General features: G+C 62.5%; 29 protein-coding genes. 20 read left to right on the forward strand and 9 right to left on the reverse strand.

What is annotated here, in order from left to right:
- Positions 1-32: 32 nt before the first annotated feature.
- Both ABSB13_RS07445 and vapC read left to right on the forward strand, forming a co-directional pair.
- Complete coding sequence (locus tag ABSB13_RS07445) at positions 33-242, forward strand: type II toxin-antitoxin system VapB family antitoxin (RefSeq protein WP_428107014.1); 210 nt, start codon at positions 33-35, stop codon at positions 240-242.
- Complete coding sequence (gene vapC / locus ABSB13_RS07450) at positions 239-631, forward strand: type II toxin-antitoxin system VapC family toxin (RefSeq protein ID WP_428107016.1); 393 nt, start codon at positions 239-241, stop codon at positions 629-631. The genes ABSB13_RS07445 and vapC overlap by 4 nt, the downstream gene beginning before the upstream one ends.
- A gap of 21 nt (positions 632-652) precedes the next feature.
- On the opposite strand, the gene folE is transcribed toward vapC, so the two are convergent.
- From folE to ABSB13_RS07465, 3 genes are read right to left on the reverse strand one after another with little or no spacing between them, the layout of a single operon-like run.
- Positions 653-1,312, reverse strand: a complete 660-nt coding sequence (gene folE / locus ABSB13_RS07455) for a GTP cyclohydrolase I FolE (RefSeq protein WP_428107019.1) — start codon at positions 1,310-1,312, stop codon at positions 653-655.
- Positions 1,309-2,211: a methylenetetrahydrofolate reductase gene (locus ABSB13_RS07460; RefSeq protein WP_428107020.1), complete on the reverse strand. Its 903-nt coding sequence runs from the start codon at positions 2,209-2,211 to the stop codon at positions 1,309-1,311. Before ABSB13_RS07460 ends, folE begins: the two co-directional genes overlap by 4 nt.
- 46 nt (positions 2,212-2,257) lie before the next feature.
- Positions 2,258-3,292, reverse strand: coding sequence for a homoserine kinase (locus tag ABSB13_RS07465; protein WP_428107023.1), 1,035 nt, complete (start codon positions 3,290-3,292; stop codon positions 2,258-2,260).
- 183 nt (positions 3,293-3,475) lie between these two features.
- Between ABSB13_RS07465 and bcp the strand changes: the two genes are divergently transcribed.
- The gene (bcp, locus tag ABSB13_RS07470) at positions 3,476-4,039 is read left to right on the forward strand and encodes a thioredoxin-dependent thiol peroxidase (RefSeq protein ID WP_428107024.1); all 564 of its coding nucleotides are present in this window, start codon (positions 3,476-3,478) and stop codon (positions 4,037-4,039) included.
- A gap of 10 nt (positions 4,040-4,049) precedes the next feature.
- On the opposite strand, the gene ABSB13_RS07475 is transcribed toward bcp, so the two are convergent.
- Complete coding sequence (locus ABSB13_RS07475; protein ID WP_428107027.1) at positions 4,050-4,895, reverse strand: alpha/beta hydrolase family protein; 846 nt, start codon at positions 4,893-4,895, stop codon at positions 4,050-4,052.
- 256 nt (positions 4,896-5,151) lie between these two features.
- Between ABSB13_RS07475 and hisI the strand changes: the two genes are divergently transcribed.
- The 6 genes from hisI (at position 5,152) to ABSB13_RS07505 (ending at position 10,133) form a co-directional block, all read left to right on the forward strand.
- Positions 5,152-5,619, forward strand: a complete 468-nt coding sequence (hisI, locus tag ABSB13_RS07480; RefSeq protein WP_428107029.1) for a phosphoribosyl-AMP cyclohydrolase — start codon at positions 5,152-5,154, stop codon at positions 5,617-5,619.
- A gap of 20 nt (positions 5,620-5,639) precedes the next feature.
- Positions 5,640-6,539 carry an ATP phosphoribosyltransferase gene (hisG, locus tag ABSB13_RS07485; protein ID WP_428107030.1) on the forward strand — a complete coding sequence of 300 codons (900 nt, stop codon included), beginning with the start codon at positions 5,640-5,642 and terminating at the stop codon, positions 6,537-6,539.
- A gap of 233 nt (positions 6,540-6,772) precedes the next feature.
- Complete coding sequence (locus ABSB13_RS07490) at positions 6,773-7,684, forward strand: crotonase/enoyl-CoA hydratase family protein (protein WP_428107032.1); 912 nt, start codon at positions 6,773-6,775, stop codon at positions 7,682-7,684.
- 351 nt (positions 7,685-8,035) lie between these two features.
- Positions 8,036-8,812 (forward strand): TMEM175 family protein, encoded by a 777-nt coding sequence (locus ABSB13_RS07495; protein WP_428107034.1) that lies wholly within the window; start codon positions 8,036-8,038, stop codon positions 8,810-8,812.
- A 9-nt stretch (positions 8,813-8,821) separates the two neighbouring features.
- Positions 8,822-9,541: a dienelactone hydrolase family protein gene (locus ABSB13_RS07500; RefSeq protein ID WP_428107035.1), complete on the forward strand. Its 720-nt coding sequence runs from the start codon at positions 8,822-8,824 to the stop codon at positions 9,539-9,541.
- A 79-nt stretch (positions 9,542-9,620) separates the two neighbouring features.
- Complete coding sequence (locus ABSB13_RS07505) at positions 9,621-10,133, forward strand: hypothetical protein (protein WP_428107038.1); 513 nt, start codon at positions 9,621-9,623, stop codon at positions 10,131-10,133.
- Between the two features lie 205 nt (positions 10,134-10,338).
- Here the strand turns inward: ABSB13_RS07505 and ABSB13_RS07510 are convergent, their stop codons facing one another.
- The 4 genes from ABSB13_RS07510 to ABSB13_RS07525 all read right to left on the reverse strand — a co-directional run bounded on the left by ABSB13_RS07510 (position 10,339) and on the right by ABSB13_RS07525 (position 12,092).
- Positions 10,339-10,590: a hypothetical protein gene (locus tag ABSB13_RS07510; protein WP_428107039.1), complete on the reverse strand. Its 252-nt coding sequence runs from the start codon at positions 10,588-10,590 to the stop codon at positions 10,339-10,341.
- A gap of 142 nt (positions 10,591-10,732) precedes the next feature.
- The gene (locus ABSB13_RS07515) at positions 10,733-10,948 is read right to left on the reverse strand and encodes a hypothetical protein (protein WP_428107041.1); all 216 of its coding nucleotides are present in this window, start codon (positions 10,946-10,948) and stop codon (positions 10,733-10,735) included.
- A gap of 81 nt (positions 10,949-11,029) precedes the next feature.
- Positions 11,030-11,818 carry an enoyl-CoA hydratase-related protein gene (locus ABSB13_RS07520; protein ID WP_428107043.1) on the reverse strand — a complete coding sequence of 263 codons (789 nt, stop codon included), beginning with the start codon at positions 11,816-11,818 and terminating at the stop codon, positions 11,030-11,032.
- Positions 11,819-11,858: 40 nt separating this feature from the next.
- Positions 11,859-12,092 carry a hypothetical protein gene (locus tag ABSB13_RS07525; protein WP_333650349.1) on the reverse strand — a complete coding sequence of 78 codons (234 nt, stop codon included), beginning with the start codon at positions 12,090-12,092 and terminating at the stop codon, positions 11,859-11,861.
- 87 nt (positions 12,093-12,179) lie between these two features.
- On the opposite strand from ABSB13_RS07525, the gene ABSB13_RS07530 reads away from it, so the two are divergent.
- The 11 genes from ABSB13_RS07530 (at position 12,180) to gspN (ending at position 21,920) form a co-directional block, all read left to right on the forward strand.
- Positions 12,180-12,659, forward strand: a complete 480-nt coding sequence (locus ABSB13_RS07530) for a hypothetical protein (protein WP_428107047.1) — start codon at positions 12,180-12,182, stop codon at positions 12,657-12,659.
- A gap of 207 nt (positions 12,660-12,866) precedes the next feature.
- Positions 12,867-14,582 (forward strand): type II secretion system ATPase GspE, encoded by a 1,716-nt coding sequence (gene gspE / locus ABSB13_RS07535; RefSeq protein WP_428107049.1) that lies wholly within the window; start codon positions 12,867-12,869, stop codon positions 14,580-14,582.
- Positions 14,583-14,609: 27 nt separating this feature from the next.
- Positions 14,610-15,839, forward strand: a complete 1,230-nt coding sequence (gspF, locus tag ABSB13_RS07540; RefSeq protein WP_428107052.1) for a type II secretion system inner membrane protein GspF — start codon at positions 14,610-14,612, stop codon at positions 15,837-15,839.
- Positions 15,840-15,862: 23 nt separating this feature from the next.
- A complete protein-coding gene (gspG, locus tag ABSB13_RS07545) occupies positions 15,863-16,282 on the forward strand; it encodes a type II secretion system major pseudopilin GspG (RefSeq protein ID WP_428107054.1) in 420 nt (139 codons plus the stop codon).
- Positions 16,283-16,292: 10 nt separating this feature from the next.
- Positions 16,293-16,886 (forward strand): type II secretion system protein, encoded by a 594-nt coding sequence (locus ABSB13_RS07550; RefSeq protein ID WP_428107056.1) that lies wholly within the window; start codon positions 16,293-16,295, stop codon positions 16,884-16,886.
- Entirely contained in the window at positions 16,883-17,308 is a 426-nt protein-coding gene (locus ABSB13_RS07555) for a prepilin-type N-terminal cleavage/methylation domain-containing protein (RefSeq protein WP_428107058.1), read from the forward strand. The genes ABSB13_RS07550 and ABSB13_RS07555 overlap by 4 nt, the downstream gene beginning before the upstream one ends.
- Positions 17,305-17,973 carry a PulJ/GspJ family protein gene (locus ABSB13_RS07560; protein WP_428107060.1) on the forward strand — a complete coding sequence of 223 codons (669 nt, stop codon included), beginning with the start codon at positions 17,305-17,307 and terminating at the stop codon, positions 17,971-17,973. Before ABSB13_RS07555 ends, ABSB13_RS07560 begins: the two co-directional genes overlap by 4 nt.
- 2 nt (positions 17,974-17,975) lie before the next feature.
- Positions 17,976-18,908 (forward strand): type II secretion system minor pseudopilin GspK, encoded by a 933-nt coding sequence (gene gspK, locus ABSB13_RS07565; protein WP_428107062.1) that lies wholly within the window; start codon positions 17,976-17,978, stop codon positions 18,906-18,908.
- A gap of 15 nt (positions 18,909-18,923) precedes the next feature.
- Positions 18,924-20,417, forward strand: coding sequence for a type II secretion system protein GspL (gene gspL / locus ABSB13_RS07570; protein WP_428107065.1), 1,494 nt, complete (start codon positions 18,924-18,926; stop codon positions 20,415-20,417).
- A 5-nt stretch (positions 20,418-20,422) separates the two neighbouring features.
- The gene (locus tag ABSB13_RS07575) at positions 20,423-21,067 is read left to right on the forward strand and encodes a type II secretion system protein M (RefSeq protein ID WP_428107067.1); all 645 of its coding nucleotides are present in this window, start codon (positions 20,423-20,425) and stop codon (positions 21,065-21,067) included.
- Positions 21,068-21,080: 13 nt separating this feature from the next.
- Positions 21,081-21,920 carry a type II secretion system protein GspN gene (gene gspN, locus ABSB13_RS07580; protein ID WP_428107069.1) on the forward strand — a complete coding sequence of 280 codons (840 nt, stop codon included), beginning with the start codon at positions 21,081-21,083 and terminating at the stop codon, positions 21,918-21,920.
- Between the two features lie 17 nt (positions 21,921-21,937).
- Here the strand turns inward: gspN and ABSB13_RS07585 are convergent, their stop codons facing one another.
- Complete coding sequence (locus ABSB13_RS07585) at positions 21,938-22,699, reverse strand: alpha/beta fold hydrolase (protein WP_428107072.1); 762 nt, start codon at positions 22,697-22,699, stop codon at positions 21,938-21,940.
- Between the last annotated feature and the right edge of the window lie 296 nt (positions 22,700-22,995).

Below are 22,995 nucleotides of genomic sequence, written 5' to 3' on the forward strand. Positions count from 1 at the left end.
CTTGGCTTATCATACACATCAGGTGATACCCCATGCGGACTAATATCGTAATTGACGACGGGCTGATGAAGCGGGCGATGCGCGTATCGGGCACGAGCACCAAGCGCGAGACGGTACAGCGGGGGCTCGAATTGATTGTCCGTTTGGCCGAGCAAGAGCGGTTACTTCGCTCGGCGCGCGGCAAATTTCGCTGGGAGGGAGACCTCACCGCGATGCGCCGCGACCGCAAACCGCGTCGATGATCATCGTCGATTCCTCGGTATGGATCGACTACTTCAATGGTCGGCCTACCGCCGAGGCCGATGCTCTCGGCAGGATCCCCACGCCGCAGCTCGTGGTCGGCGATTTGATCATGACCGAAGTTCTGCAGGGCTTTGCATCCGAAGTCGACTTTCGGGGAGTGCAGGAGGTTTTCGCGGCGCTCGAATTTCGCCGAATGGGTGGCCATGAAATCGCGATTGCCGCCGCGCGCAACCATCGCGCGCTCCGAGCCCGCGGAGTGACGCCTCGCGGCACGATCGACACGATTATCGCGACATTTTGTATCGCCGGGGGCCATATGCTGCTTCATTGCGACCGCGACTTCGATCCCTTCGAGCGCCACCTTGGGCTGCGCGTGTTACGGGCCTGAGCATCATTCATTCGCGACGCGTCAAGGCTTGCCGTTGCGCAGCAGCTGCATGAACTCCTGGCGGGTTTCGGTGTGGGTGCGGAACGCGCCAAGCATCGCCGACGTCGTGACGTAGCAATTCTGCTTCTCGACGCCGCGCATCCGCATGCACAGATGCTCGGCCTCGATCACCACGGCGACGCCGAGCGGATTGACCTGCGACATCAGCGTGTGCGCTATCTGGGTGGTCAAGCGCTCCTGTACCTGGAGCCGCCGCGCGTAGATTTCCACCAGGCGCGCCAGCTTCGAGAGGCCGACGATCTTGCGATTGGGCAGGTACGCGACGTGCGCCTTGCCGATGAACGGCAGCAGGTGATGCTCGCACAGGGAGTAGAAGTCCAAATCCTTGCACAGGATCATTTCCTGGTAGTCTTGTTCGGCAAACAGCGCGTCGTTGATCGCTTCCTTGGGATCCATCGCGTAGCCGCTGGTTAGAAACTCGTAAGCGCTGGCGACGCGCGCGGGCGTGCGTTTGAGTCCCTCGCGATCGGGATCCTCACCGATATGGCGGATGATGACGCGGACCGCATCTTCGACCTGGCCGCGGCTGTTTGCGTCGTCGCGGGCGGCCGTTTCGGCGCTCGCTTTTTCCACTTTCGATCCCCGGCCGCCGCGATTCCCGTCTGTCCGAACACGGTTCATTTGCCGACCTCCTCGCGCCAGCGGCTGAACTCAAGAGCCAGCTCGATAGCCAGTGACGGGCCACCGCCGCTCATGATGATGAAGCCGGCGGCCTCACCGGCCAGCGACTTCATCAGCGCCAGGTTCTCGCGCAGCGAAATCGCGCGGACTTCTTCTTCGCTCATCCCGCCGAACCTGTCCAGATGGCGGCGCGCGCCGCTCAGGTCCTTCACCCGGTCGATCAGGTAGGTTGCCATCGCCTCGCGCTTGACGGGGAGAATTCCGAGCATCGTTTTGATTCCCAGGCGGTTGGCTTTGGCGATAAAGCGCCGCCCGGTCTCGGCGTCGAACACCGGCTGCGTGATCACGAAGCGCGCACCTGCGGCGGCCTTGCGCGCGAGCAGCTCGAACTCGCGCTCGAGGTTCTTTCGATTCGGATTCGCAACCGCACCGGCAATGATCGACGGGATCCTGGTCAGCGGCGGCCTGCCCTCGCCGGTGTCGCCGCGATTCAAGTCGCCGATCATCGCGAGCAATCGGTATGCGTCGATGTCATGCGAGGCGATCGCGACGCCGTCGGCGCCGGGGGGAATTTTGTCGCCGTTGAGCGCGACCACCGCGTCGATCCCCAAAGCCGCCGCGCCGAGCAGATCGGATTTGAGCGCGAAGCGGTTGCGGTCGCGGCAGGAGAGATTCAGCACGACCGGGATCTTCAGGCGCCCCTTGATCGCGGCGGCGAACACCAGCCCCGACATCTTCACCTTGCCCAGCGCGTTGTCGGTCAGATTGATCGCATCGACCTGCCCCACCAGCTCGGCGAGACGGCGCAGCAGCGGCCCCGGATTGATTCCGCGCGGGGGAGAAACCTCGAGCCATAGCGCGGGCGCGGCGGCGTTCAGGTTGTCAAGAATTGAAGGCAACGGATCTCTCCGCGGATTGGTGAATCAGGCCGCGTATTTCAACCCTTCACGCCTGGCGGCGCTCGGTGGCTTTGACCTTCTGATACTTGCGGTAGTCGTATCCGGTCGCCATCGCCATCAGCAGCGGCTCCATCCCGCCCGCGCGCTCGCGGCGCAGCACCCGCAGACGATCGAAGAACTCGCGGAAGTCCTTGTCCACGCGATTGTGGCCGTCCACCGGCTGCAGAAAGAAATCGTGCAGCCGCGTCACGGTGAAGCGCAGCGAGGAAAACCGCAGCTCGTTGGGAAACGCGTCCCATTCCGCCAGCGACAGCGTGCGCACCGACTCGTAGCCCGACAGCAGATAGCGGAAGCGGTCGAGCGAGTAGGCGCCGTCGACGAAGCACAGCGAATTGACCGCGGTCGCGATGTCGAAAATGAACTTGCCGCGGCATGCGGCGTCGAAATCGAGCATCGCGGTCAGCCGCTCGCCGCGAAACAGCAGGTTGTCGGCGAAGATGTCGCCGTGGATGACGCCCTTGGGCAGCTTGCTCTCGAGATAGCGCGTCAGGTACTCGACCTCGTCGTCGAGCGTGCGGCAAATCTTGCGGAAGTAGTTCGGCAGCCGGTTGCGCACCGTCAGGTAGAGGTCGGCGATTCGCTCGAAACTGAAGCGGTTGTCGATTCCCTTCTTGTACGCTTTGCCGATCACATGCAGATCGCCCAGGGTATGGCCGATCGTTTCGAGCTGGCTCGGCTTGAGGCGCGCGGGCGCCAGCACCTTGCCTTCCTGGTATTTGAACAGCGACACGCAGCGGTTGTTGGCATTGCGGTAAAAGCGTCCCATCCGATCCTGCATCGGATGCGGGCACGGAAACGAATGCTTGCGCAGAAACGAAAGCAAATCGATTTCGCGCTTGAGTTCGTTCTCCCGCTTGACCTCGTCCACCCGCAGCAGGAACTTGCCCTTGGCGGCTTCGAGCACGTAGTTGCTGTTAGCCGGTCCATCCGGGATCCCGGTGGCGCTGGCGACCCGCCCCAGACCGTAGTCGTCGGCGAGCTCCTTGAGAAACGGTTTGCTTAACTCGGTGTAAACGGCCATGGGGACGCAATCGATCGAGAGGGACTGTCAGCGGGCCAAGTCTAGGGGGTGACTGGCAGCGCGTCAACTAGGGGTCGGAAAACCCTGCTAAACAGGGGGTTTGGTGAATTCGAAAAGTGATTTCGGGACGGCCGCGATAACCTCCAAGTTGCCACAAGCGTCGAGCGGGGCTAAATCAATCTCATGCCTACATCCAGAAAAACCACCGCGAAGACTCCGAAGAAAACCGCAGCCGCTTCCGCCAAGGCCGGCGGTTCGGCGCCGCCGAAGAGCGCCAGCGCCGCACTGCAAGGGAAAAAAGCGCCCGCCTTCGCGCTGTCCGACGCCGACGGAAACACCGTCGCGCTGAAAGATCTGATCGGCTCGAACAACCTGGTGCTGTACTTCTATCCCCGGGACATGACGCCCGGATGCACCGTCGAGGCGTGCAGCTTTCGCGACCACCTCGCGCCGCTCAAAGCGCTCGGCGCAAAAGTCGTGGGCATCAGCGCTGACTCGAGCGACTCGCACGCCAGGTTCGTCGCCAAGCACGGGCTGAACTTCCCGCTGCTCGCCGATCCCGGCAACAAGATCTGCCGGCTCTACGGCGTCTACAAGAAGAAGTCGCTTTACGGGCGCGAGTTCATGGGCATCGAGCGCACCACGTTCGTGATCGACAAATCGGGCGTCGTGCGCCGCGTCTTCCCCAAGGTCAAGGTCGACGGGCACACCGACGAAGTGATCGCGGCGCTAAAGGAGATCGGCTAGCGGCCGATTCTCACGAAGCGGCTGCCCGGTTGGTATCGAGCAGATTGTCGCGCAGAAATGCGCGCAGCTCGGGCTCGACGCGCTTGCCCAGATCGTGCGACGCTTGCGGGAAATAGCGGGTCGATACCTTCGCGCCGCGCACGCGCAACGCGTCGGCGAGCTTGACCGCCTGGCCCACCGGCACCCGATTATCCCGCTCGCCATGCATGATCAGCACGCTGCAGCCGAGCTTCGGCGGCAAATTCGCGATCACGCTGCGCTCCTTCAGGATCCGCTTGCTCGGCCATACTTCGCGCAGGATCGACAGCTTGGTGCGTAGCGGCGCATCCGGCCATAGCGTGAGCGGGTCGTACAATCCCGATTCCAGGATCAGCGCGCGCGGGCGCGAGTCGTAGTCCATCAACAGACCCGCCGCGACCGCGCCATGCCCGAGTCCCCACACCGCCAGCCGCGTCGAGTCGACGTCGGCGCGCGCCGCCAGGATGTCCAGCGCCCGTCGCGACGCCACCACCGACGGCTGCCCCACGAATCGGCTCGGCCCCGACGATTTGCCGTAGCCCGGGATATTCACGCACGCCACCTGGATACCCATCGCCGCGATATCCTGGCTCATCTTCACGCAACGCTCGACGTTGCCCTCGCCCCCGTTGAGCACCAGCAGCCCGGGCAGCCGTCCATTCTCCGCGCTGCGCGTCAGGTAGCCCTCGATATGGTAATTCTTGGGACCCATCGCGACGTCGAAGTTGAATTGATCGACGTTCTTGTAATTCGACTCGATCGATTTGCCGGGCATCCGGCACGCGAGCATCGACGTGGCAAGCGCGATCGCAACTATCCAAAGTCTGGTCAATCTCATTATCGGGACCTGGTGCATATCTGGTGGTGGGCCAAGGGTTCGGTTGGGCAAATTGACGCGCAAGTTAATCGGCGCGCAAGTTAGTCGGAAAGTCGTCTGACGCCGTCCGTAATCTACTCGCGTTGTCACAAATTGAAAACAGCCTGGCGACCTTTCCGCAACATTGCAGATTGAATCGCGCCGGGGTTTCACCGATACTTGTTGATTCGCAAGCGTAATTTTCGATCTACGGCGGTATTTCGACCCGGTGGCAGCAATGGCAACGCAGGCACAAAAGGCATCTCCCGCATCGGCGGCAATCGATTTCGACAAAAACGGCGGCGTCGTCGCCGCCATCGCCGTCGATCACCTGAGCCACCGCGTCCTGACCGTCGCCTACATGAACCGCGAAGCCTTCGACGAGACCGTCGCGACCGGCCGCGCCTGTTACTTCTCGCGCTCGCGCAACAAGCTTTGGCGCAAGGGCGAAGAGTCGGGAAATTTTCAAATCGTGCACGAGATTCGCATCGACTGCGACGCCGACGCGCTGGTAGTCGCCGTCGAGCAGCGCGGCGACGGCGCCGCATGCCACATGGGCTACGAGTCGTGCTTTTTCCGCAAGCTCGACGCCGGCGCATGGAAAGTCGTCGAGCAACGCAAAGTCGATCCCGCCAAATACGGCCCCGGCTACGGCCATCAGGCCAAACCCGGCGCCGGCCACGGCGTCAAGAAGTCGGCGGATTGATCGCCATCGGGAAAAATCACATGCCTGATCAAGTACTGAAATTCGGCATCCCCAAGGGCAGCCTCGAGAATCAGACGCTCGAGCTGATGCGCAAGTCGGGATGGCGGATCACGGTCGGCTCGCGCTCCTACATTCCGACCACCGACGATCCCGCGCTCAGTTGCCGCATCCTGCGCCCGCAGGAGATGCCCCGGTACATCGCCGACGGCTCGCTCGACGCGGGCATCACCGGCAGCGACTGGATCGTCGAGAACAACGTGACCCTCCATCAGGTCGAGAGCTTCGTGTACGCCAAGGCCACGTTGACCCCTTCGCGATGGGTGCTATGCGTGCGCAATGATTCGCCGGTCAAGCGGCTCGAAGACCTCCAGGGCAAGCGCATCGCCACCGAGCTCGTGCAGTTCGTCACGCGAGTCCTGGCCGAGCGCAAAGTCAAGGCAGAAGTTGAATTTTCATGGGGCGCCACCGAGGCCAAAGTCGCCGAAGGAATCATCGACGCCGCCATCGACGTGACCGAGACCGGCTCCTCGCTCCGCGCCAACGGACTGCGCATCGTCGAGGAATTGCTCGTCTCGAATCCCGTGCTGGTCGCCAATCCGGCGGCATGGACCGACCCGTGGAAGCAGGCCAAGATTCGCCAGCTCGGGATCCTGATTCGCGGCGCGCTCGACGCCGACAGCCGCGTCTTCATCAAGTTGAACGTCGCCAAAGGCAACCTCGAAAAAGTGATCGCGCTGCTGCCGTCGATCACCGCCCCCACCATCTCGCACCTCTACCCCTCTCCCGCGCTCAAGGGCGTGGAATGGCTGGGGGTCGAGACCGTCATCGCCGAGCACACGGTGCGCGAGCTGTTTCCCAAGCTGCTCGAAGCCGGCGCCGTCGGCATCGTCGAGTTCCCGCTCAACAAAATCATCGGCTAGGCAGGGGCCGCGCCCGCCAACGGCGGGCGGCCTTAATATTGAGTGCAGGGCTCAGCCCTGCCCATCGCATAGTCGCGAAAAGATGCGCTGCGCAGATTTTCGCGTCTTCTTACTACCGGGTGCAGGGGTCACCCCTGCCCAAGGAAGTGTGAAACCCAGGCGGGTTTCACATTAAATTAAGTGATCCCATCCCCATCCCCTTTCCCCGCCCTCCTCTGCTATATGCGACTGACATGAAGACGCTCCGCACCGAGACCCGCAACGGCGTCGGCACGATAACTCTCGCCCGCGCCGCCGAGTACAACACCATCACCCCCGACCTGCGCGACGAGCTTGCCGCCGCCATCGATCGCGCCGACGCCGACCATGGCGTCCACGTGATCCTGCTGCGTGCCGACGGCCCCGCGTTTTGCGCGGGCTACGGACTCGATTGGTCCACGCGCGCGCAAACCAGCGAAAGCGGAGCCGCGCGCCGGCGCGTGTGGGACTCGGTCGCCGACTACGGCATGATCTCGCAATTCGTCAACGTGTACATGAAGCTCTGGTACGCGCGAAAACCAACCATCGCCGCCGTCCAGGGATGGTGCATCGGGGGCGGCACCGACATGGTGCTGTGCGCCGACCTGATAATCGCCGGCCAGTCCGCATCGTTCGGCTATCCGCCGTCGCGCGTGTGGGGAACACCGACCACCGCGATGTGGGTGTATCGGATGGGCCTCGAGCGCGCCAAGCGCTACTTGCTGACCGGCGATGAAATCCCCGCGCCTGAGGCCGCGCGCATCGGACTCATCCTCGAAGCGGTGCCCGACGGCGAACTCGACGCGCGCGCTACTGCGATCGCCGAGCGGATGGCGCGAGTGCCTGTCAATCAGCTTCAGATGCTCAAGCTGCTATGCAATCACACTGCCGAGAACATGGGGCTTGCGACTTCGCGGCTGGTCGGCTCGCTGTTCGACGGAATCGCGCGGCATACGCAGGAAGGCCTCGATTTCGTGGCGCGCGCGCAAGTCGCGGGCTTTCGGGATGCGGTTCGTGAGCGTGACGATCCGTTCGGCGACTACGGTTCCGGTCCGCGTTCCAAGACCCGCGCCAAACCGCGCGATGGCAAAGACGCGGGTTCAAAAAACCGCAAACGGCAGGGGTGAGCAGGGCTGAGCCCTGCACCCAGTATCAAGATAAGAAAAGATGCGGACTGCGTCCCTGTTAGAAGGGTGCGGGGAGAGGGAGTGGCGCTGTTTTTCTGTCATTCTGGAGCGAAAGTTGCTGTAGCGAAGAATCCCGGATCCTTCCTGGCCTCGCCCGTTACTTTACGGGAGAGGAGGGCGGCCGCATGGCGGCCGGTAGGTGAGGGTTCTGCGAGCGCATGACAAAAGCCCACCTGCCAGATTTTTTCCGTCACTCCGAGCGAAACCGCGGGACCCCGGCTCTTTTCCTTTGCCGTGTGTCTGTGACACTTCCCCTCAGCGGCGAGGCAGTTTAGAAGAGAGCTTAGTCCGATGACCACCAGCGACATTGCTCTTCCCGCCACCGGCGGCTTCCGGCTCCGAGGCGAGCATCTTAATCGAGTCGAGGCGTTGAGCGATGTAGTGTTCGGCTTCGCGCTTACCCTGCTGGGCGTCTCGGTCGAAGTGCCCAAGACGTTCGATCAGTTGCTGGGAACCATGCGCGAATTTCCCGCCTTCGCGATCTGTTTTGCGATCCTGATCTCGCTCTGGCACGACCACTACAAGTTCTTCCGCCGCTACGGCCTGGAGGACCGTCGCACCATTTTTCTAAATGGTCTGCTTTTGTTTATCGTCATCCTCTACGTTTACCCGCTGAAGTTTCTCTTCAGTCTGTTGGTCACTTTATCGACCACCACGGGCGACCCGATGGCTCGTATGCCGGACGGAAAACTGCTGTTGATGATACGAACCGATCAGGCGCAGTGGATAACTTTCATCTATGGGATCGGAGTCGCGGCGGTTTACGCGGTCCTGGCGCTTCTCTATGCCCACGCCCTCCGATTGCGCGGCACGCTTCATCTCAACCCGCTCGAGGCCTTTGAAACGCGCGAGCGAATCGTCGGAAATCTGCTGCGCAGCCTTCTTGGCCTGACTGCCGCCTGCGGCGCCGTCGCCATCGGCGGATACAGCGGCCGTTGGGCTGGTTACGCGGCATTTGGTTTGATTCCAGTGGTCGGGATTATCCATCATTCGATCGCCAAGCGGCGCCGCGAGCAGCTGATAGCGCCAAAGAAACAGGAAACGCGAGACGCCGCTGACACTCTATGAGGCCACTCGATGAACACCACTGACATTACTTTCCCCGCCGCCGAAGGCCGCCCGATGCGCGCTGCGTACGCCGCGCCGTCCGATTCCCAAAAACATCCCGGCGTGATCGTCATCCACGAAATCTTCGGCCTCAACGACGACATCCGGCGCATCACCGGGATGGTCGCCGACCTCGGCTACGCCGCGCTCGCGCCCGACCTCTACGACCGCGACGGCCTGCGCCTCATGTGTATCGCGCGCACCATGATGACGCTCAATCGCGGCGAGGGCGACGCATTCCACGACCTCGACGCGGCGCGCAAATTCATGCAGCAGCAGCCCGGCGTCGACGCCGCGCGCATCGGAGTCATCGGCTTTTGCATGGGCGGCGGATTCGCGCTGCTGTTCGCGGCGCGCACCCCGCTGGGCGTCGCCGCGACGTTTTACGGCGATGTGCCCAAGACCGCCGAACAGTTGCGCGGCGTATGCCCTGTGCTCGGCGGATTCGGCGGTCAGGACAAGTTATTCGCGGAGCATGGGCGCAGGCTCGAAAAACTGCTCACCGGGATGGGCGTCGATCACGACGTGAAAGTTTACGACGATGCGGGCCACAGCTTCATGAGCCGCAACCGCGGCATTCTCCCGTGGATCGGAAGGGTCGGCCCGATGAAGGCGGCTTACAACCCAGAGGCCGCCGAGGACAGTTGGAAGCGTATCGAAGCGTTCTTCGCCCGCCACCTCGGCCACTAGCAGCGATCGGTACTTTCGCTATACGCTTGTCCTCGCAAGCTCGGTTCGTACGCCTTTACAATCAGGGGGGAACAGTTTCATGCATACTCGATCGTTCGCGATCGTGCGTTCAATGGCTCTGCCGGTCGTGATCGCTTCGCTGTTGATGCTGGGATGGCTGAGCGCGGCTCAATGCCAGGAGCCGGAAAATGCCGCGGAACCTCAAAAGATCCAGAGACCGTTTCCCGATCTGAACGGAACCTGGACGGGCTCTACTACGGGCAAGACCGGTCACCCCGAGGTTTGCGGTACCGAGGACCTCTCGATGACGTTGGACCAGGTAACCGGCGATTCCACGTTCACGGGGAGCTATGTCCAGGGTCCGAGCGCTGAATGCGGTGGTGGCAGCGGTTCTCTGACCGGTAGTGTGACACGCAAGGGAGTCGTCAAGATAACTCTCGACACGCCGGGCTCCAAGAACCCGGACTGCACGGCAGACATGCGCGGACACGTCGACGACGCGGTGACGGAAATCACCGGTAGCTTCAAGCTGTCGAGCAAATGCAAGGAAGGGGAACGCGGTGGCACAGGAAGCTTCGACGCCAGTTTGTGAGCCTCGCGTGAAGGCCCACCTGCCCGGATCCGAGTAACTGCCCCGCTCCCCTCATAGCGGAGCGCGCACGACGCGAGAGCTTTAGCGTCTTGGGTAAGGGACCATTGAGGAACCAGCCTGCGGCCCGTCGCACAACCGCGCCGCGCAGATCTTCCTCACCCTGGCCGACTCCCGGCCATCTGGCGAGGGGATAAGCAGGCACGCGCTACTTGTTGTTCAGACCCACGGCTTGGCGGGATTTTGCGATTCGCTCGCGCGAGGCCACCAGCGCTTCCACATTCTTGGTGCCGCGGTAGCCCATCTGATCGGCCAGATATTCGGCCAGCTTGCGCTCCGAGATATTCGGCTTCTGCTTTCGTTTGTCTTCGGCCAGCTCGGCGAGCGTGGTCCGCAGCGTATCCTCGGAGTCCCTGAGCGTTTCGACGATCGGGGACGGAATCACAGAAATAGTCGTCATGCCTTCACCCTGCGTGCTGATTGTATGTGGTAATCATAGCACAACCGGGTCCGAGCGCTTGCATGCCTTAAGTCAAGCGAAATGGGCCCGCTAGCCGCCAACTTTTTGTTCCCCACGCAACATTTTTACTCAGAAAGCGAGTCTACGCCTGCGGGTCTTTCAGATGCGGGCGGGTCGCGTAAAAGAAATCCATTCCCGGAACGCCACGCGGCGTTTCGTCGTCGAATAGCACCGACACCACGCCGTAGAATGCGACGATCGTCCAGAACGCGCCGGTCCCGACCGGCGGGAACGCCGCCGTCGTCGCGCCAATGAGCAGCATCGCGATTGCGTCGCGCAACAGCCAGATTTCCTGCATCTTGATCGCGACTCCCGGCCTTAAAGCGCCCCGCCGCAGTCGGCCCCGCCGCGGGCGGCCCCGCCGCGGGCGCCCGGCGCCCTATTCTCCGCTCCAGTTGGGCTTTCGTTTCTGCGAAAACGCCAGCGGACCTTCGATCGCGTCCTTCGATCGAAACAGCTTCGACATCAAATCGTAGCGCTTCGCGAGCGCCGCTTCGACCGGCATCCCGAGTCCGTTCATCGCCGCTTCCTTGGTGGCCTGCAGCGACAACGGCGAGCATTCCATGATCTCCCCCGCCCACTTCTCGGCCGTGGCCATGAGATCCTTGAGCGGCACCACCTCGTTGGCGATTCCGTAGCGAAGCGCGTCGGCGGCCGTGATGTGCTTGCCCGTAAGCATCATGCCCATCGCGATCTTGAGCGGAATCTGGCGCGGCAGGCGATGCACTCCGCCCGCCGCCGCCGCCAGGCCCACCCGCGGTTCCGGCAATCCGAAGCGCGCGTGCTCGGCCGCAATGATGATGTCGCAAGCCAGCGCGATCTCGAATCCACCGCCGAGCGCGAATCCGTTAACTGCCGCGATGATCGGCTTGTAAATGTCGTAGCGCGCGGTAATCCCCGCGAAGCCGCCTTTGAGGCCAATGGTCCCGGTCAGCAGTTGCCCGCTATTCTCCGCGGTCCAGCGCAAATCGTTGCCCGCTGAAAACCCCTTGTCGCCGGCTCCCGTCACGATCGCGACCCACGCCGACTTGTCCGCGACGAAGTCGTCCCACACGCTGTCCATCTCGACGTGACACGGCGGATGCAACGCGTTCATCCGCTCGGGCCGGTTGAACGTGATGTAGGCGATATGGTTGCGCTTCTCGTACTTGATGAATTTCAGATCCATTTCGTTTTTCGCTCCCTCGCGGATTCTTTCTGTGCGTATTCTACTGCTCGTCGAGCAGTTCGAAAAACGCGTCGATGCTTTGCATCAGTTGCCGCCTGATTTGCGCGCGGCTCCCTTCGATCAGATGCATCGTGACTCGTCCGCTGGTGCCGTCGGCCAGGCTGACCCGCGCATCTTCGACGCCCGCGACGCTGTCCTGGTCGAAAATCCGCATCCCATATACCAGCGATCCGCGCTGCGACGCCCCTTTCACCAAAGTCAGCTTACGCACCATCGGGCTCTACCTCGTTCATATCGGTTGCTCTATAGCATAACGTTGACAATCAAGGATGATGCCCACAGAATCGCGCCGATGGAGAAAATGTCAACTGAAGTCCGGCTGAGGAAAAAAGTTCGATTCCCCCGATTCGCCCTGCTCGCGGTCATGTCGGTGGCGCTCGCTTCCGCTTTCGCTGGATGCGGCCTCGCCTACCAGGCCGGTACTCGAATCAAGGCGACGCGGATGTCGGATTCGCTGCAGGTCGGCCAGACGTCGCCCGAGGTGCATCGCTCGTGGGGCGAGCCCGACCTGCGAACCTATCTGCCGGGCGAAACCGAGGTCTGGAGCTACCCCTACAAGCCCAACAGCAACGACATTACCGCGGCGCTGCTGTACACCTCGTCCAAGGACGGCGACAAGGGGACGTTCCTCGATTTGAAGTTTGTTGGGGGCAAGCTCGTCTCATGGCAAGAGGCCGAGCATACGGTACCGGCCAGGGGACATACGGGCATCAGCATGGGAATCGGTGGCGGGCCGATCGGAAGCGGTACCGACACGCAACCGGGAGCGGTGCATTACTAGCCGTAGCCAATCGCTGCGCCATCGGTCAGTGGCATGGGGGAACACGTACTTGCAACTAGTCGGAATCATCGTGTCTAATTGAGCGGAAATGGGGGAAAATGATGATAAGTTCGGTGTGGCGACAGTGTCGTTGAAGATGACTCCATATGATTTGAATCCTTGCGGCCCGGCCCCGGCAGCCTCCCAACTTCTCTGGGGAAATGCCTGATGGCGACCGCACGAAAAAGCTTCGAGGCAATCCTGCTGGACCGCTCATGGGTCTCGGCGCAGGATCTCGACAAGGCGCGCCAACGCAAGAAGCCCGGCCAGGAGCTGGCCGACGTGCTGGTCGAGATGGGCGCGCTGGAGCCGCAGCGTCTGGCGCGCGCGCTCGCGCAGGAATACCGGCTGCCGTTCCAGGCCCATATAGATGAGAATTCGCTCGACTTGAGCCTCGTCGCGAAGATTCCCATCAATTACGCCAAGAAGAACCGCCTGCTGCCGCTGTCGAGCACCGACGGCGCAGTCACCGTGGCGATCGCCGACCCGGCCAACTACCAGCCGCTCGATGACCTGCGAATCCTCTACAGCGCGCAGATTCATCCGCTGGTCGCGCCGCCCGAAGTAATCGCCGAAGCAATCAACCGCGCGTACGACCAGGCGTCGGCCACCTCGGCCGAGGACCTGATGATCGACCTCGAGGAAGAGCGCCTCGACGTGGTCGCCAGTGAACTGGCGTCGGAGCCGACGGATTTGCTCGAGTCCGACGATTCAGCGCCGATCATCAAGCTCGTCAACGGCATCCTGTCGCAGGCGGTCAAGGACCGCGCCAGCGACATCCATGTTGAAGTTTTCGAAAAGGAAATGGTGGTGCGCTTTCGCGTGGACGGGATGATGTTCGACGTGCTGTCGCCGCCCAAGCGCTTTCAGCCGGCGATCACGTCGCGCGTCAAGGTCATGGCGGGCCTCAATATCGCCGAAAAGCGCCTGCCGCAGGACGGCCGAATCCGGCTGCGCATCGCGGGCCGCGACATCGACTTGCGCGTCTCGTCGATACCGACCGCGTTCGGCGAGCGCATCGTGCTGCGTCTGCTCGACCGCGCGCAGGCGGTGGAAGCCATCAACCTCGACCATCTTGGATTTTCCGGCGAGAACTTGCAGCGCCTTGACCGGCTGATTCGGCAGAGCCACGGAATAATCCTGGCGACCGGGCCGACCGGCTCGGGAAAATCCACGACGCTGTACGCTTGTCTGAGCCGAATCAACTCGCCCGAGAAGAACATCATTACGATCGAGGATCCGATCGAGTACCAACTGCGCGGCGTCGGCCAGATGCAGGTAAATCCGAAGATCGAGCTGACCTTTGCCAGCGGCCTGCGTTCGATTCTGCGCCAGGACCCCGACGTGATCATGGTCGGCGAAATCCGCGACAGCGAAACCGCGGAAATTGCGATCCAGGCCGCCTTGACCGGCCATCTGGTGTTCTCGACGCTGCACACCAACGACTCGTTCGGCGCGGTTACCCGATTGGTGGACATGGGGATCGAGCCGTTCCTGGTCTCATCGTCGATTCTCGCCGTGCTCGCGCAACGCCTGGTCCGCAAGCTCTGCGTTGATTGCCGCGAGCCCTACCGGCCCAGCGAAACCGAACTCGCGCGGATCGGAATCAGGGGGCTGGAAACTGCGACCAAGGTCTGCCGTTCCAAGGGCTGCCGGAATTGCCGCAACACCGGCTATCGCGGGCGAATGGCGATACAGGAACTGATGATCATGGACGACGAAATCCGATCGCTCGTCATGCAGAATGCCGACGCCGCGACGCTGCGCCGCAAGTGCACCTCGCAAGGGATGGTGCTGCTGCGCCAGGACGGCGCCGGGCGCGTGCTGCGCGGCGAAACCTCGATCGAGGAGCTGCTGCGGGTCACGCAGGAAGACATCGACTAGAGCGCCCGCTTAAGTCTTTTTTCACCGATGCCAGTATTTGCTTATCGAGGACTTGGCGCCAACGGCCGCTCGGTCAACGGCGTGATTGACGCCGATAGCGCGCGGACTGCGCGCGGCAAGCTGCGCGCGTCGGGAATTTTCCCCACCGACCTCAACGAGGAAACCACCGCCGTCGAACGCCAGGCCGCTGCCCGCGAGTGGCTGCCCTCGCTGTGGCGGCGCAAGATGCCGGCCTCGGACCTGGCGCTGCTCACCCGCCAGTTGAGCGCGCTGCTCGGCGCCGGCGTCCAATTGGTCGATTCGCTCGGCACGCTCAGCGATCAATCGTCGCGCGCCGCGACCAAGCGGATGCTCTCGCAGGTGCGCGAGCGCGTGCGCGAGGGATCGTCGCTGGCCGACGCGCTGACCAATCATCGCGACGTTTTCTCCGACCTTTATATCGGGATGGTGCGCGCCGGTGAGCAGGCCGCGGCGCTCGAGGCGGTGCTGGACCGGCTCGCCGAGTACAGCGAGCGCCAATCCGACTTCGTGACCAAGGTGCGCGGCGCGATGACCTATCCGATCATCATGATGTGCGTCGGCACGGCGATCATGGCGTTCCTGGTCATCTACGTGGTGCCGCAGGTCGCGACGATTTTCGAGCAACAGCATGCGGCGTTGCCGCTGGCGACGAGGATCCTGCTTTCATTTTCGGCGATCGTCATCGGCTATTGGATCCCGCTGCTGCTGTTGCTGGTCGGGATGATCGCGGGGATCAGCTTCGCGATGGCGACGCCGCGCGGCCGGCGCGTGTACGACACTGCGATCCTGAAGGTGTGGTACATCGGACCGACGATTATTCGAATCATCTGCGCGCGCTTCGCGCGGACGCTCGCCACCTTGCTGGCCAGCGGCGTCCAGTTGCTGCCGGCGCTCGACGCGGTCAAAGGCGTGGTGACCAACGGTCTGCTCAAGGACGCGGTCGAGCAGAGCCGTGAAAGTATCCGCGAAGGCCACGGGATGGGGCAGACGCTGGCGCAAAGCGGGCTATTCCCTCCGCTGCTGATCGAAATGATCCGCGTCGGCGAACGTTCCGGGGAACTGGAGCGGATGCTCGAGCGGGTCGCCGACAACTACGAGCGTGAAGTCGCCCACTCGCTCAGCCAGATGACCACCGTGCTCGAACCCGTAATGACGATAGCGATGGCGGCTGTTATTGTCTTCATGATGCTGGCAGTGCTGATGCCAATATTCCAACTCAACCAGCTGATGCAATGACAAATGCCCCGGAGGTAACCGCGATGAAGTCACGCCGCTACAAGCAGGATGGATTCACCCTGATTGAAATCATGGTGGTCATTCTGATCCTCGGCCTGCTGGCGACCATCGTCGTCCAGAGCCTGCGCGGCGCCGCTGACAAGGCCAAAAAGACCAAGGCGCAGGCCGACCTCGCCGAGATCAAGACCGCGCTCGATCGCTACTACCTCGACAACGGCTACTATCCGACCACCGATCAGGGTTTGGGCGCGCTGGTCTCGGCGCCGAGCAGCGGCCGCGTGCCCGGCAACTACGAAAGTGGCGGCTATATCGAGCGCCTGCCGCAAGATCCATGGGGGACCGCTTACTTTTACCAGAGCGATGGGAACACCTACACTTTGAAGTCGTTCGGCCCCAGCGGCGTCGAAGGCGCGGACAATATCGACGCCAGCCAATCGTCGTAGTGATGGCGCCATGAAATCGAAGCCCGGTCCAGCTTCCCGCCGCGCCAGCGCGATTGCGCGCGCGCCTTTCGGCGCATCGCTGAATTCCGCACCGCCGGGTTTCACGCTGCTCGAACTGGCGATCGTAATCTTCATCATGGGCCTGATGCTGACCGTGGCGATGCCGTACATTGGCGGATTTCGTCAGTCCGCGCTGCGCAGCCAGGCGCGCCGGCTGGCGGGCCGCGCAACTTACATGTTCGATGAGGCCAGCGGCCACAAACTCGTGATGCGGCTCATCTTCGATTTGGACAACAATGGCTACGCGGCCGCGCAGCTCGATCCCTATGCCGTCAAGCCCGTGTTCGCGCCCGACAACAGCATGGCGGGACGCCCGGTAAAGATGCCGGCGGCGATTCGGATTCGCGACGTAACCATCGAAGGAATCGGCACCGTCAATCGCGGCGCGGTCGCGACCTATTTTTATCCCGAGGGCTACGTCGATGCGACCGTGGTGCATCTCGACGACGCATCGGGCGACGTGATGACGCTCGAATTTTCTCCATTGACGGGTCAGGTCGCGATCATCAGCGGCGACGTGATGCCGACCGGGATGTCGAAGTGAAGCTTCTTCGCCGGCGCGCGCGCGCGTTTACTCTCATCGAGGTGATGGTCGCGATTGCGATCCTCGGCATCGCGCTGTCCGGCCTGCTGGGACTGCATCATCAGAGCATCCAATCCGTGATTCGCGCGCAGCAGACGACGCGAGCCGCGATGCTTGCGCAGGCCGTAATGACGGCGGCGGAGCTCGAGCGCTTTCCGGATCTTGGCTTCTCCAAGGGTGATTTCGAGGCGTCGTTCCCCGGCGAGTTCCACGACTTCCGATGGCAACGGATGGTCGAGGCCTCGGGCACGTTTCCCGACGTTCGCAAGGTCATGGTTGCGGTCCATTATGGTCCCGGCTTCACGCAAACCTTCTCGCTCGTCGAGTTCCTGCATTCGCCGATTCCGCCCGAGACAGTTCCGGGACAGGCGGCGACGCCATGATTAAACGGCGTATCGGCGCGCATCAGGCGCCGCGCGGCTTCACCCTTCTCGAGATGATGCTCGCGATCGGGGTGCTGGCGCTGATCCTCACGATGCTGGCGAGCTCGTTCCATACTATCGCGCAGAGCAAAGTGCACGCTGAAGGACGGCTCATGGTCGATCGCGAAGGCCGCGCGCTGCTCTGGCAACTGAGCAAGGAACTGACCAATGCCGTGCAGACTCAATACGCGATCAGCCATGTCGCGCTGCTCGGCACCGGACACATGGGAAATGGCCTGCCGATCGATACCATCACGATGTCCACCTTCAGCGCAGGCCATCGCCGCGCGCTTATCGGGATGACGCCCGAGAATATCGTCACCTACAATCTGACTCCCAATCCGGCGCAGCAGGGCTGGTACCTGCTGCAACGTTCGCAGCAGAGTGGATTGATGCCTACCACGGCCGCGCTGCAATCCATGGTGCTCGCGGACAATGTGCTCTCGCTTCATCTGCGTTATTTCGACGGCCAGAACTGGGGCGAAAGCTGGGATTCGTCGAGCATGCAGCAGGGAATACAGTTGCCGGCCGCGGTGGCGATCCAGATTAAGCTGGCCGCGCCCGGCGGCCACGTGATGGACTTCGCGACGCAGGTCACCGTGCCGATGGCGTTTTCACAATGGTAACGATGCGGCGAAGCAACGAGCGTGGCGTGGCGATCCTGGCGGTGCTGCTGGGAATCGCGCTGATGACGCTGATCGTCGTGGATTTCGCGATGACTTCGGGACTCGGATTCGTGTCGGCGGCCAATCAGGCCAACGAGCTGCGCGCCGGTTATCTGGCGCGGTCGGGAATCAGTATGGGGCTGGCGCTGCTGGCGGCGGACGCGCGCTCTGACGCGCAGTCGAAAACTCCGACCGACACCTTGAGCGACGTTTGGGCGGTGCCGTTTCCGCCGATGGATGTCGAGGGCGGCAATGTCTCGTTGTCGATCGTCGACGAAGCCCGTAAGCTCCCAATCAATTTGATGGTCAATCAAGGCGGCGCTCCCAACCAGGCTGCGATTGCGAAAATGCAGCGGCTGTTCACCATCCTCGACGTGAATACCGACCTGATTCAAGGTATCATCCAGTGGATTTCGCCCAATGGCGCGAACGGCGCCGGCGGTGACAGCTTCTACGCGGGGCTGATACCGCCATATGCGCCGCGCAACGGCCCGATGCCGACGATTGCCGACTTGCAGATGGTCGAGGGGTTCAACCAGGCAATTTTCAATCGGGTGAGCCCGTTTTTGACCGTGATGCCCGAGACGGCGGTGAACGCCAACACTGCGTCGCCCCAAGTGCTGGCCGCACTGGAGCCGCAATGGACGGAGGATCAAAAAGTCGTGCAGCAGATTGTCGAAGCCCGCACGATTCGGCCGTTCACCCAACCCACCGACATCATGAACCTCCTCGGCACCTCCGCCCCGCCGACCCTTGCGCACGACGTAACGATGCGCAGCCAATTTTTTACGGTTGTCGGCACCGGAACTTATGCGGGCGCCCGCAAAATCATTACCGCAACCTTCCAGCGCCAGACCAGCGGCGTCGGCATGCTCGCTGCCTGGCATGAAGACTAGGGTCCAGGGCGCCTAATGGCTCAACGAATACTTGCCCTGGAGTTCGCCGGCGACCGGGTGCGCGCGGCGCTCGCCGAGCGCTCGTGGAATTCGCTCAAGCTCGTCGGCGTGTACGACAAGGTCCGCGCCGATGACGAGACCGATCTCGGCGGCGCGCTGTCGCGTCTGGTCGCCGAGACCGGCCGGCCCGACATCGTGATATCCGCAATGCCTGCCGATCGCGTCGCCAAACGCCTGCTCGAACTGCCGTTCAAGGATGCGCGCCGGCTGCATCAGGTGGTTCCCTTCGCGCTCGAAGAGCACCTGCCCTTCCCGGTCGACAATGGCGCGGTCGCATTTACCCGCCTCGGGCGTGAGGCTGACCATACCCTCGTCATGGCTGCGATGGTGCGCAAGACCGAGCTGAAGAATCATCTCGATTTGCTGCAGAAGGCGGGACTCGATCCCAAGACCGTCACGCTGGCGCCGCTCGCGCTGGCCGCGATGTTCACCCGCGCGCGCAACGGCGCCAAGCCGGCCGCCCACCTGGTCGTCGAAGGCGATGAGTCATCCACCTCGGTGGTGCTGGTCGATCTGACGGGAGCGCCGCGCGCGCTGCGTTCGATTCCCGGCGGTCTGATGACGTCCGACGGATCGGTGGTCTCGCCGGATGCAGCCGCGCCGATTCTCAACTCGGTGCGTCAGACCCTGCTCGCGCAGGGTGGGGAAATCGATCAGACCGAGGTGATCCTCGCGGGTGCGGCGGCTGCGTATCCGCAAGTGCGTGGACTGCTCTCGGATTCGCTCGCCATGCCGGTCAGTGACGGTAGCGCGTTCGATTACACCGGGATCTTCGAAGGCTCGGTGCCCAACACCGGCAGGTATTCATCGTGCGTCGCGATGCTGCTCGGCGAGTTGCCCAGCAAGCCGCTCAATTTGATCAATTTCCGCCAGGGCGAATTCCTTTTTCGTGGCCGCATCCGCGGCGATCTCAGCCCCTTCTACACCTCGGGAATCCTCGGCGCCGCGCTCCTGGGCGCGTTCATTTTTCATTTCGGCATCGGCGTGTACGCCAATCTTCATCGCCTCAGCCAGGTCAACGCGGAAATCGCCGCCGCCGCCGGACCCGTCCTTGGCCACACCGACCCCGCCAACGCCAAGGCGCAGTTGAAGACCGGCATCGCGAAGATGAATCATCGGCTGACTCTAATCGGCGGCAACCTGACGCATTCGCCGCTCGACACGCTGGTGGCCGTGTCGCAAGCCCTGCCGACGCGATTTCCGGTCGAGATGGCCGACGTTCAGATCGATTCCAACGGCTTGCGCGTGACTGGCCAGGCGGATTCGTTCGCAACCGTCGATCAAGCCAAAGAAGCGCTGGAAGATAGCGGCTACTTCGGCTCGATCGAAGTCGCCCATGCCAAGGCCGGATCGGATCCGAGCAAGGTGGATTTTCGGATGGACGCAAACTTCAAGGGCGTAACCCCGGGAGTTGCGCGCGACAACCCCGCCAATGGGCGCGACGAGTAGCTGCGATGCTTGGAGAATGGTTCGAGAATCTACGCGAGCGGGCAATGGATTTCCTCCGCCCCTATCTCAAGCAAGCCGCCGCCCGCGTCGATCCGCTGATCGTGCAGGCGCGCGTCCGCTACCAGAAACTCGAATCGCGCGAACGCATCCTGGTGCAAATCGCCGCCGGCCTGGTCGGGGTTTTTCTCATCTACAACCTGATCTACCTGCCCATCGTCGATCTCAGCTCGGGGCTGCAAGCCAGGATTGTCCAACGACAACAGGATCTCGCCGAGGTTCGCCGGCTCGCCGCCACTTATGCGCAGCTCAAGGCGGACCTCGCCGCTGCCGAGCGTCGCACCGTTCCGCTGGGCAAGGATTTCTCGCTGTTTTCCATCGTCGAAGCGTCGATGACCAAGAGTGTCGGACGCGCCAAGATCGGTTCGATCGCGCCCGGCTCCGATCGCAAGCTTACCGACGGGTTCACCGAGTACAGCGTGCAGTTGAAGCTCGAGAACGTGAGCCTCGCGCAGTTGGTCGACGCGCTCTACGGCATCAATTCGCTGTCGATGCCGATCGGCGTCTCGGACATTCGCATCCAGCGCCGCACCCAGGACACTCATTCCTACGACGTTGACCTCACCTGTGTTGCGCTCGCCAAGAATACCTGATGCGCCCGGGAATTTGTCCGCGCAATACCGGCGAACCCGTCTCGTTCGAGTCGGTTACGCGGTTGTCGGACTGACGCTTTTCACCGCGTACCTGATTGCCACCTTTCCCTACTCCGCGACTCTCTCGAAGCTCCTCGCGCCGATGGGCCTCGAGGTTTCAAGCCGCAGCCAGAGTGCCAGCTTTCCCTTCGGCGCCCAGCTGGCCGGCGTCCGCTTGAGCTCGACCAGCCCCGCCTCTGCCGCTCCGCTCATCGAGAGCCCGGCCGTCACCATCGCGCCCGCGTTTTTCTCGATGCTGACGTTGCATCCCGGCGTCCGGGTAAAAGCCGCGCTCTACGACGGCGTCGTGAACGTCATGCTGCGCCCCAGCGGCGGCGGCACCGCTATCAGCTACGACCTCGACTCCGTGGATATCGCCAGTCAGCGCCTGCTCGCGATTCCCGGCGCGGGGGCTGCCGGCAAGCTTTCCGGAAGCGGCAATCTGTGGCTGTCTTCCGCTGTCATCGCGGCGACTGGCGGCGGCGAATTGAGCGCCGCGGGACTGACTATCACCTCGCCGTTCGCAGCCGCGCCGATTCGTCTTGGCGACGGGCATTCAAAGTTCAATTTGGATCAAGGCATCTTGACGATAGAGGAATTCACGACCACCGGCGGCGACTTGACCCTGACCGCCCACGGCACCATCCAGCTCGCGGCCGACCCGGCTCAAAGCGAACTCGCGATCGAATTCACTCTCTCCACGGCTCCCGCCGCCGCCTCGCAGCTGGCGGCCCTGATCGCGGTCTTGCCGCATCCCCCCGGTCCGCAGCCCTATCGATTGACCGGCACGCTCAACGCCCCGCGACTCAGCTGACGGATTGACATGCCCGCTCACGCCGGCGCGGACTTGAAAAATTCCAGCACCGCTTCCTTGTAATGCTTGTCGCCCGGCGCGCTCAGATGATCGCGTCCTTCGAGCATCACCAGTTTGCTGCCCGCAATTGCATCCCGCAGCAGCGTGGGCTTGGGAATCAGCACGTCCTTGGTCCCGATTACGATCATGACCGGCACGCGAATTTTTTTCGCCGCTATATGCTCGGCCATCAGACCTTCGTGATCCGCGCCCATGCACGCAGCCAACGCCTTCAAGTCGTTGCCGGTGCTCTCCGCGAATTGGCGAAACTCCCTCGCCCGCTGATCCGTCACTCCTGAAATATTCTCGGCGAGCAGCGCATCGACGATCGGTTTGCGGCTGAAAGATGGCGCCGTTGCCGACCCCGCCCCGATTCCGCCGAGCACCGCCGCGCGCAAACGCTCCGGATGCGACATCAGCAGGCCCGTAACGATTCGTCCGCCCATCGAATAGCCCATGATCAGCGTGCGCCTGATTCCCAGATGGTCCATCAGCCGGATCACGTCCTCGCCCATCGTCTCGCCGCCGTACGCCGCCGAATCGTTCGGCTTGCCGCTTTTGCCGTGGCCGCGGCAATCCAGCGCGATGACCCGGTAATGCGGTGCGAGCGTGGTGAACCACTTCGTCGCGCCCCAGTTATTCTCCGCGCACGATGCGAAGCCGTGCACCAGCACCACCGGCTCGCCGACGCCGTGTTCCTCGAAATAAATCTGCACGCCGTTGGAATCGAAGTAAGCCATCGTTCAACGCTCCTGGTTGGACTGTGTCATTTTGTCTTGCAGTCATAATCGAATAGCCGCACAACCTGCGCAAATCAAACTCGCACCGCACTCCCGGATTTTGGTTTGCCTCTCCCTGTCAGGCGACCTTTGCGTAACCCGTTCGCGGCTTTATTTTGCCTCTCCCTTGCAGGAGACCTTTGCGTAACTGGCGTTCGTTTTTGCCCCAGGAGTACGGATTGAGGACTTTGCCGAGCCGAGCGGTTGGCAGCGTGGATCTGCGGTCCGCCAAGCTGGTGGCGGGTGTGATCGGTGAA

The organism is Binatus sp. (SeqCode), from assembly GCF_050013435.1.
GTDB lineage: Bacteria > Desulfobacterota > Binatia > Binatales > Binataceae > Binatus.

Coding starts and splice junctions, on each gene's coding strand:
- ABSB13_RS07445 (WP_428107014.1), top strand. CDS start 33: ATGCGGACTAATATCGTAATTGACGACGGGCTGATGAAGCGGGCGATG.
- vapC (WP_428107016.1), top strand. CDS start 239: ATGATCATCGTCGATTCCTCGGTATGGATCGACTACTTCAATGGTCGG.
- folE (WP_428107019.1), bottom strand. CDS start 1,312: ATGAACCGTGTTCGGACAGACGGGAATCGCGGCGGCCGGGGATCGAAA.
- ABSB13_RS07465 (WP_428107023.1), bottom strand. CDS start 3,292: ATGGCCGTTTACACCGAGTTAAGCAAACCGTTTCTCAAGGAGCTCGCC.
- bcp (WP_428107024.1), top strand. CDS start 3,476: ATGCCTACATCCAGAAAAACCACCGCGAAGACTCCGAAGAAAACCGCA.
- ABSB13_RS07475 (WP_428107027.1), bottom strand. CDS start 4,895: ATGAGATTGACCAGACTTTGGATAGTTGCGATCGCGCTTGCCACGTCG.
- hisI (WP_428107029.1), top strand. CDS start 5,152: ATGGCAACGCAGGCACAAAAGGCATCTCCCGCATCGGCGGCAATCGAT.
- hisG (WP_428107030.1), top strand. CDS start 5,640: ATGCCTGATCAAGTACTGAAATTCGGCATCCCCAAGGGCAGCCTCGAG.
- ABSB13_RS07490 (WP_428107032.1), top strand. CDS start 6,773: ATGAAGACGCTCCGCACCGAGACCCGCAACGGCGTCGGCACGATAACT.
- ABSB13_RS07495 (WP_428107034.1), top strand. CDS start 8,036: ATGACCACCAGCGACATTGCTCTTCCCGCCACCGGCGGCTTCCGGCTC.
- ABSB13_RS07500 (WP_428107035.1), top strand. CDS start 8,822: ATGAACACCACTGACATTACTTTCCCCGCCGCCGAAGGCCGCCCGATG.
- ABSB13_RS07505 (WP_428107038.1), top strand. CDS start 9,621: ATGCATACTCGATCGTTCGCGATCGTGCGTTCAATGGCTCTGCCGGTC.
- ABSB13_RS07510 (WP_428107039.1), bottom strand. CDS start 10,590: ATGACGACTATTTCTGTGATTCCGTCCCCGATCGTCGAAACGCTCAGG.
- ABSB13_RS07515 (WP_428107041.1), bottom strand. CDS start 10,948: ATGCAGGAAATCTGGCTGTTGCGCGACGCAATCGCGATGCTGCTCATT.
- ABSB13_RS07520 (WP_428107043.1), bottom strand. CDS start 11,818: ATGGATCTGAAATTCATCAAGTACGAGAAGCGCAACCATATCGCCTAC.
- ABSB13_RS07525 (WP_333650349.1), bottom strand. CDS start 12,092: ATGGTGCGTAAGCTGACTTTGGTGAAAGGGGCGTCGCAGCGCGGATCG.
- ABSB13_RS07530 (WP_428107047.1), top strand. CDS start 12,180: ATGTCAACTGAAGTCCGGCTGAGGAAAAAAGTTCGATTCCCCCGATTC.
- gspE (WP_428107049.1), top strand. CDS start 12,867: ATGGCGACCGCACGAAAAAGCTTCGAGGCAATCCTGCTGGACCGCTCA.
- gspF (WP_428107052.1), top strand. CDS start 14,610: ATGCCAGTATTTGCTTATCGAGGACTTGGCGCCAACGGCCGCTCGGTC.
- gspG (WP_428107054.1), top strand. CDS start 15,863: ATGAAGTCACGCCGCTACAAGCAGGATGGATTCACCCTGATTGAAATC.
- ABSB13_RS07550 (WP_428107056.1), top strand. CDS start 16,293: ATGAAATCGAAGCCCGGTCCAGCTTCCCGCCGCGCCAGCGCGATTGCG.
- ABSB13_RS07560 (WP_428107060.1), top strand. CDS start 17,305: ATGATTAAACGGCGTATCGGCGCGCATCAGGCGCCGCGCGGCTTCACC.
- gspK (WP_428107062.1), top strand. CDS start 17,976: ATGCGGCGAAGCAACGAGCGTGGCGTGGCGATCCTGGCGGTGCTGCTG.
- gspL (WP_428107065.1), top strand. CDS start 18,924: ATGGCTCAACGAATACTTGCCCTGGAGTTCGCCGGCGACCGGGTGCGC.
- ABSB13_RS07575 (WP_428107067.1), top strand. CDS start 20,423: ATGCTTGGAGAATGGTTCGAGAATCTACGCGAGCGGGCAATGGATTTC.
- ABSB13_RS07585 (WP_428107072.1), bottom strand. CDS start 22,699: ATGGCTTACTTCGATTCCAACGGCGTGCAGATTTATTTCGAGGAACAC.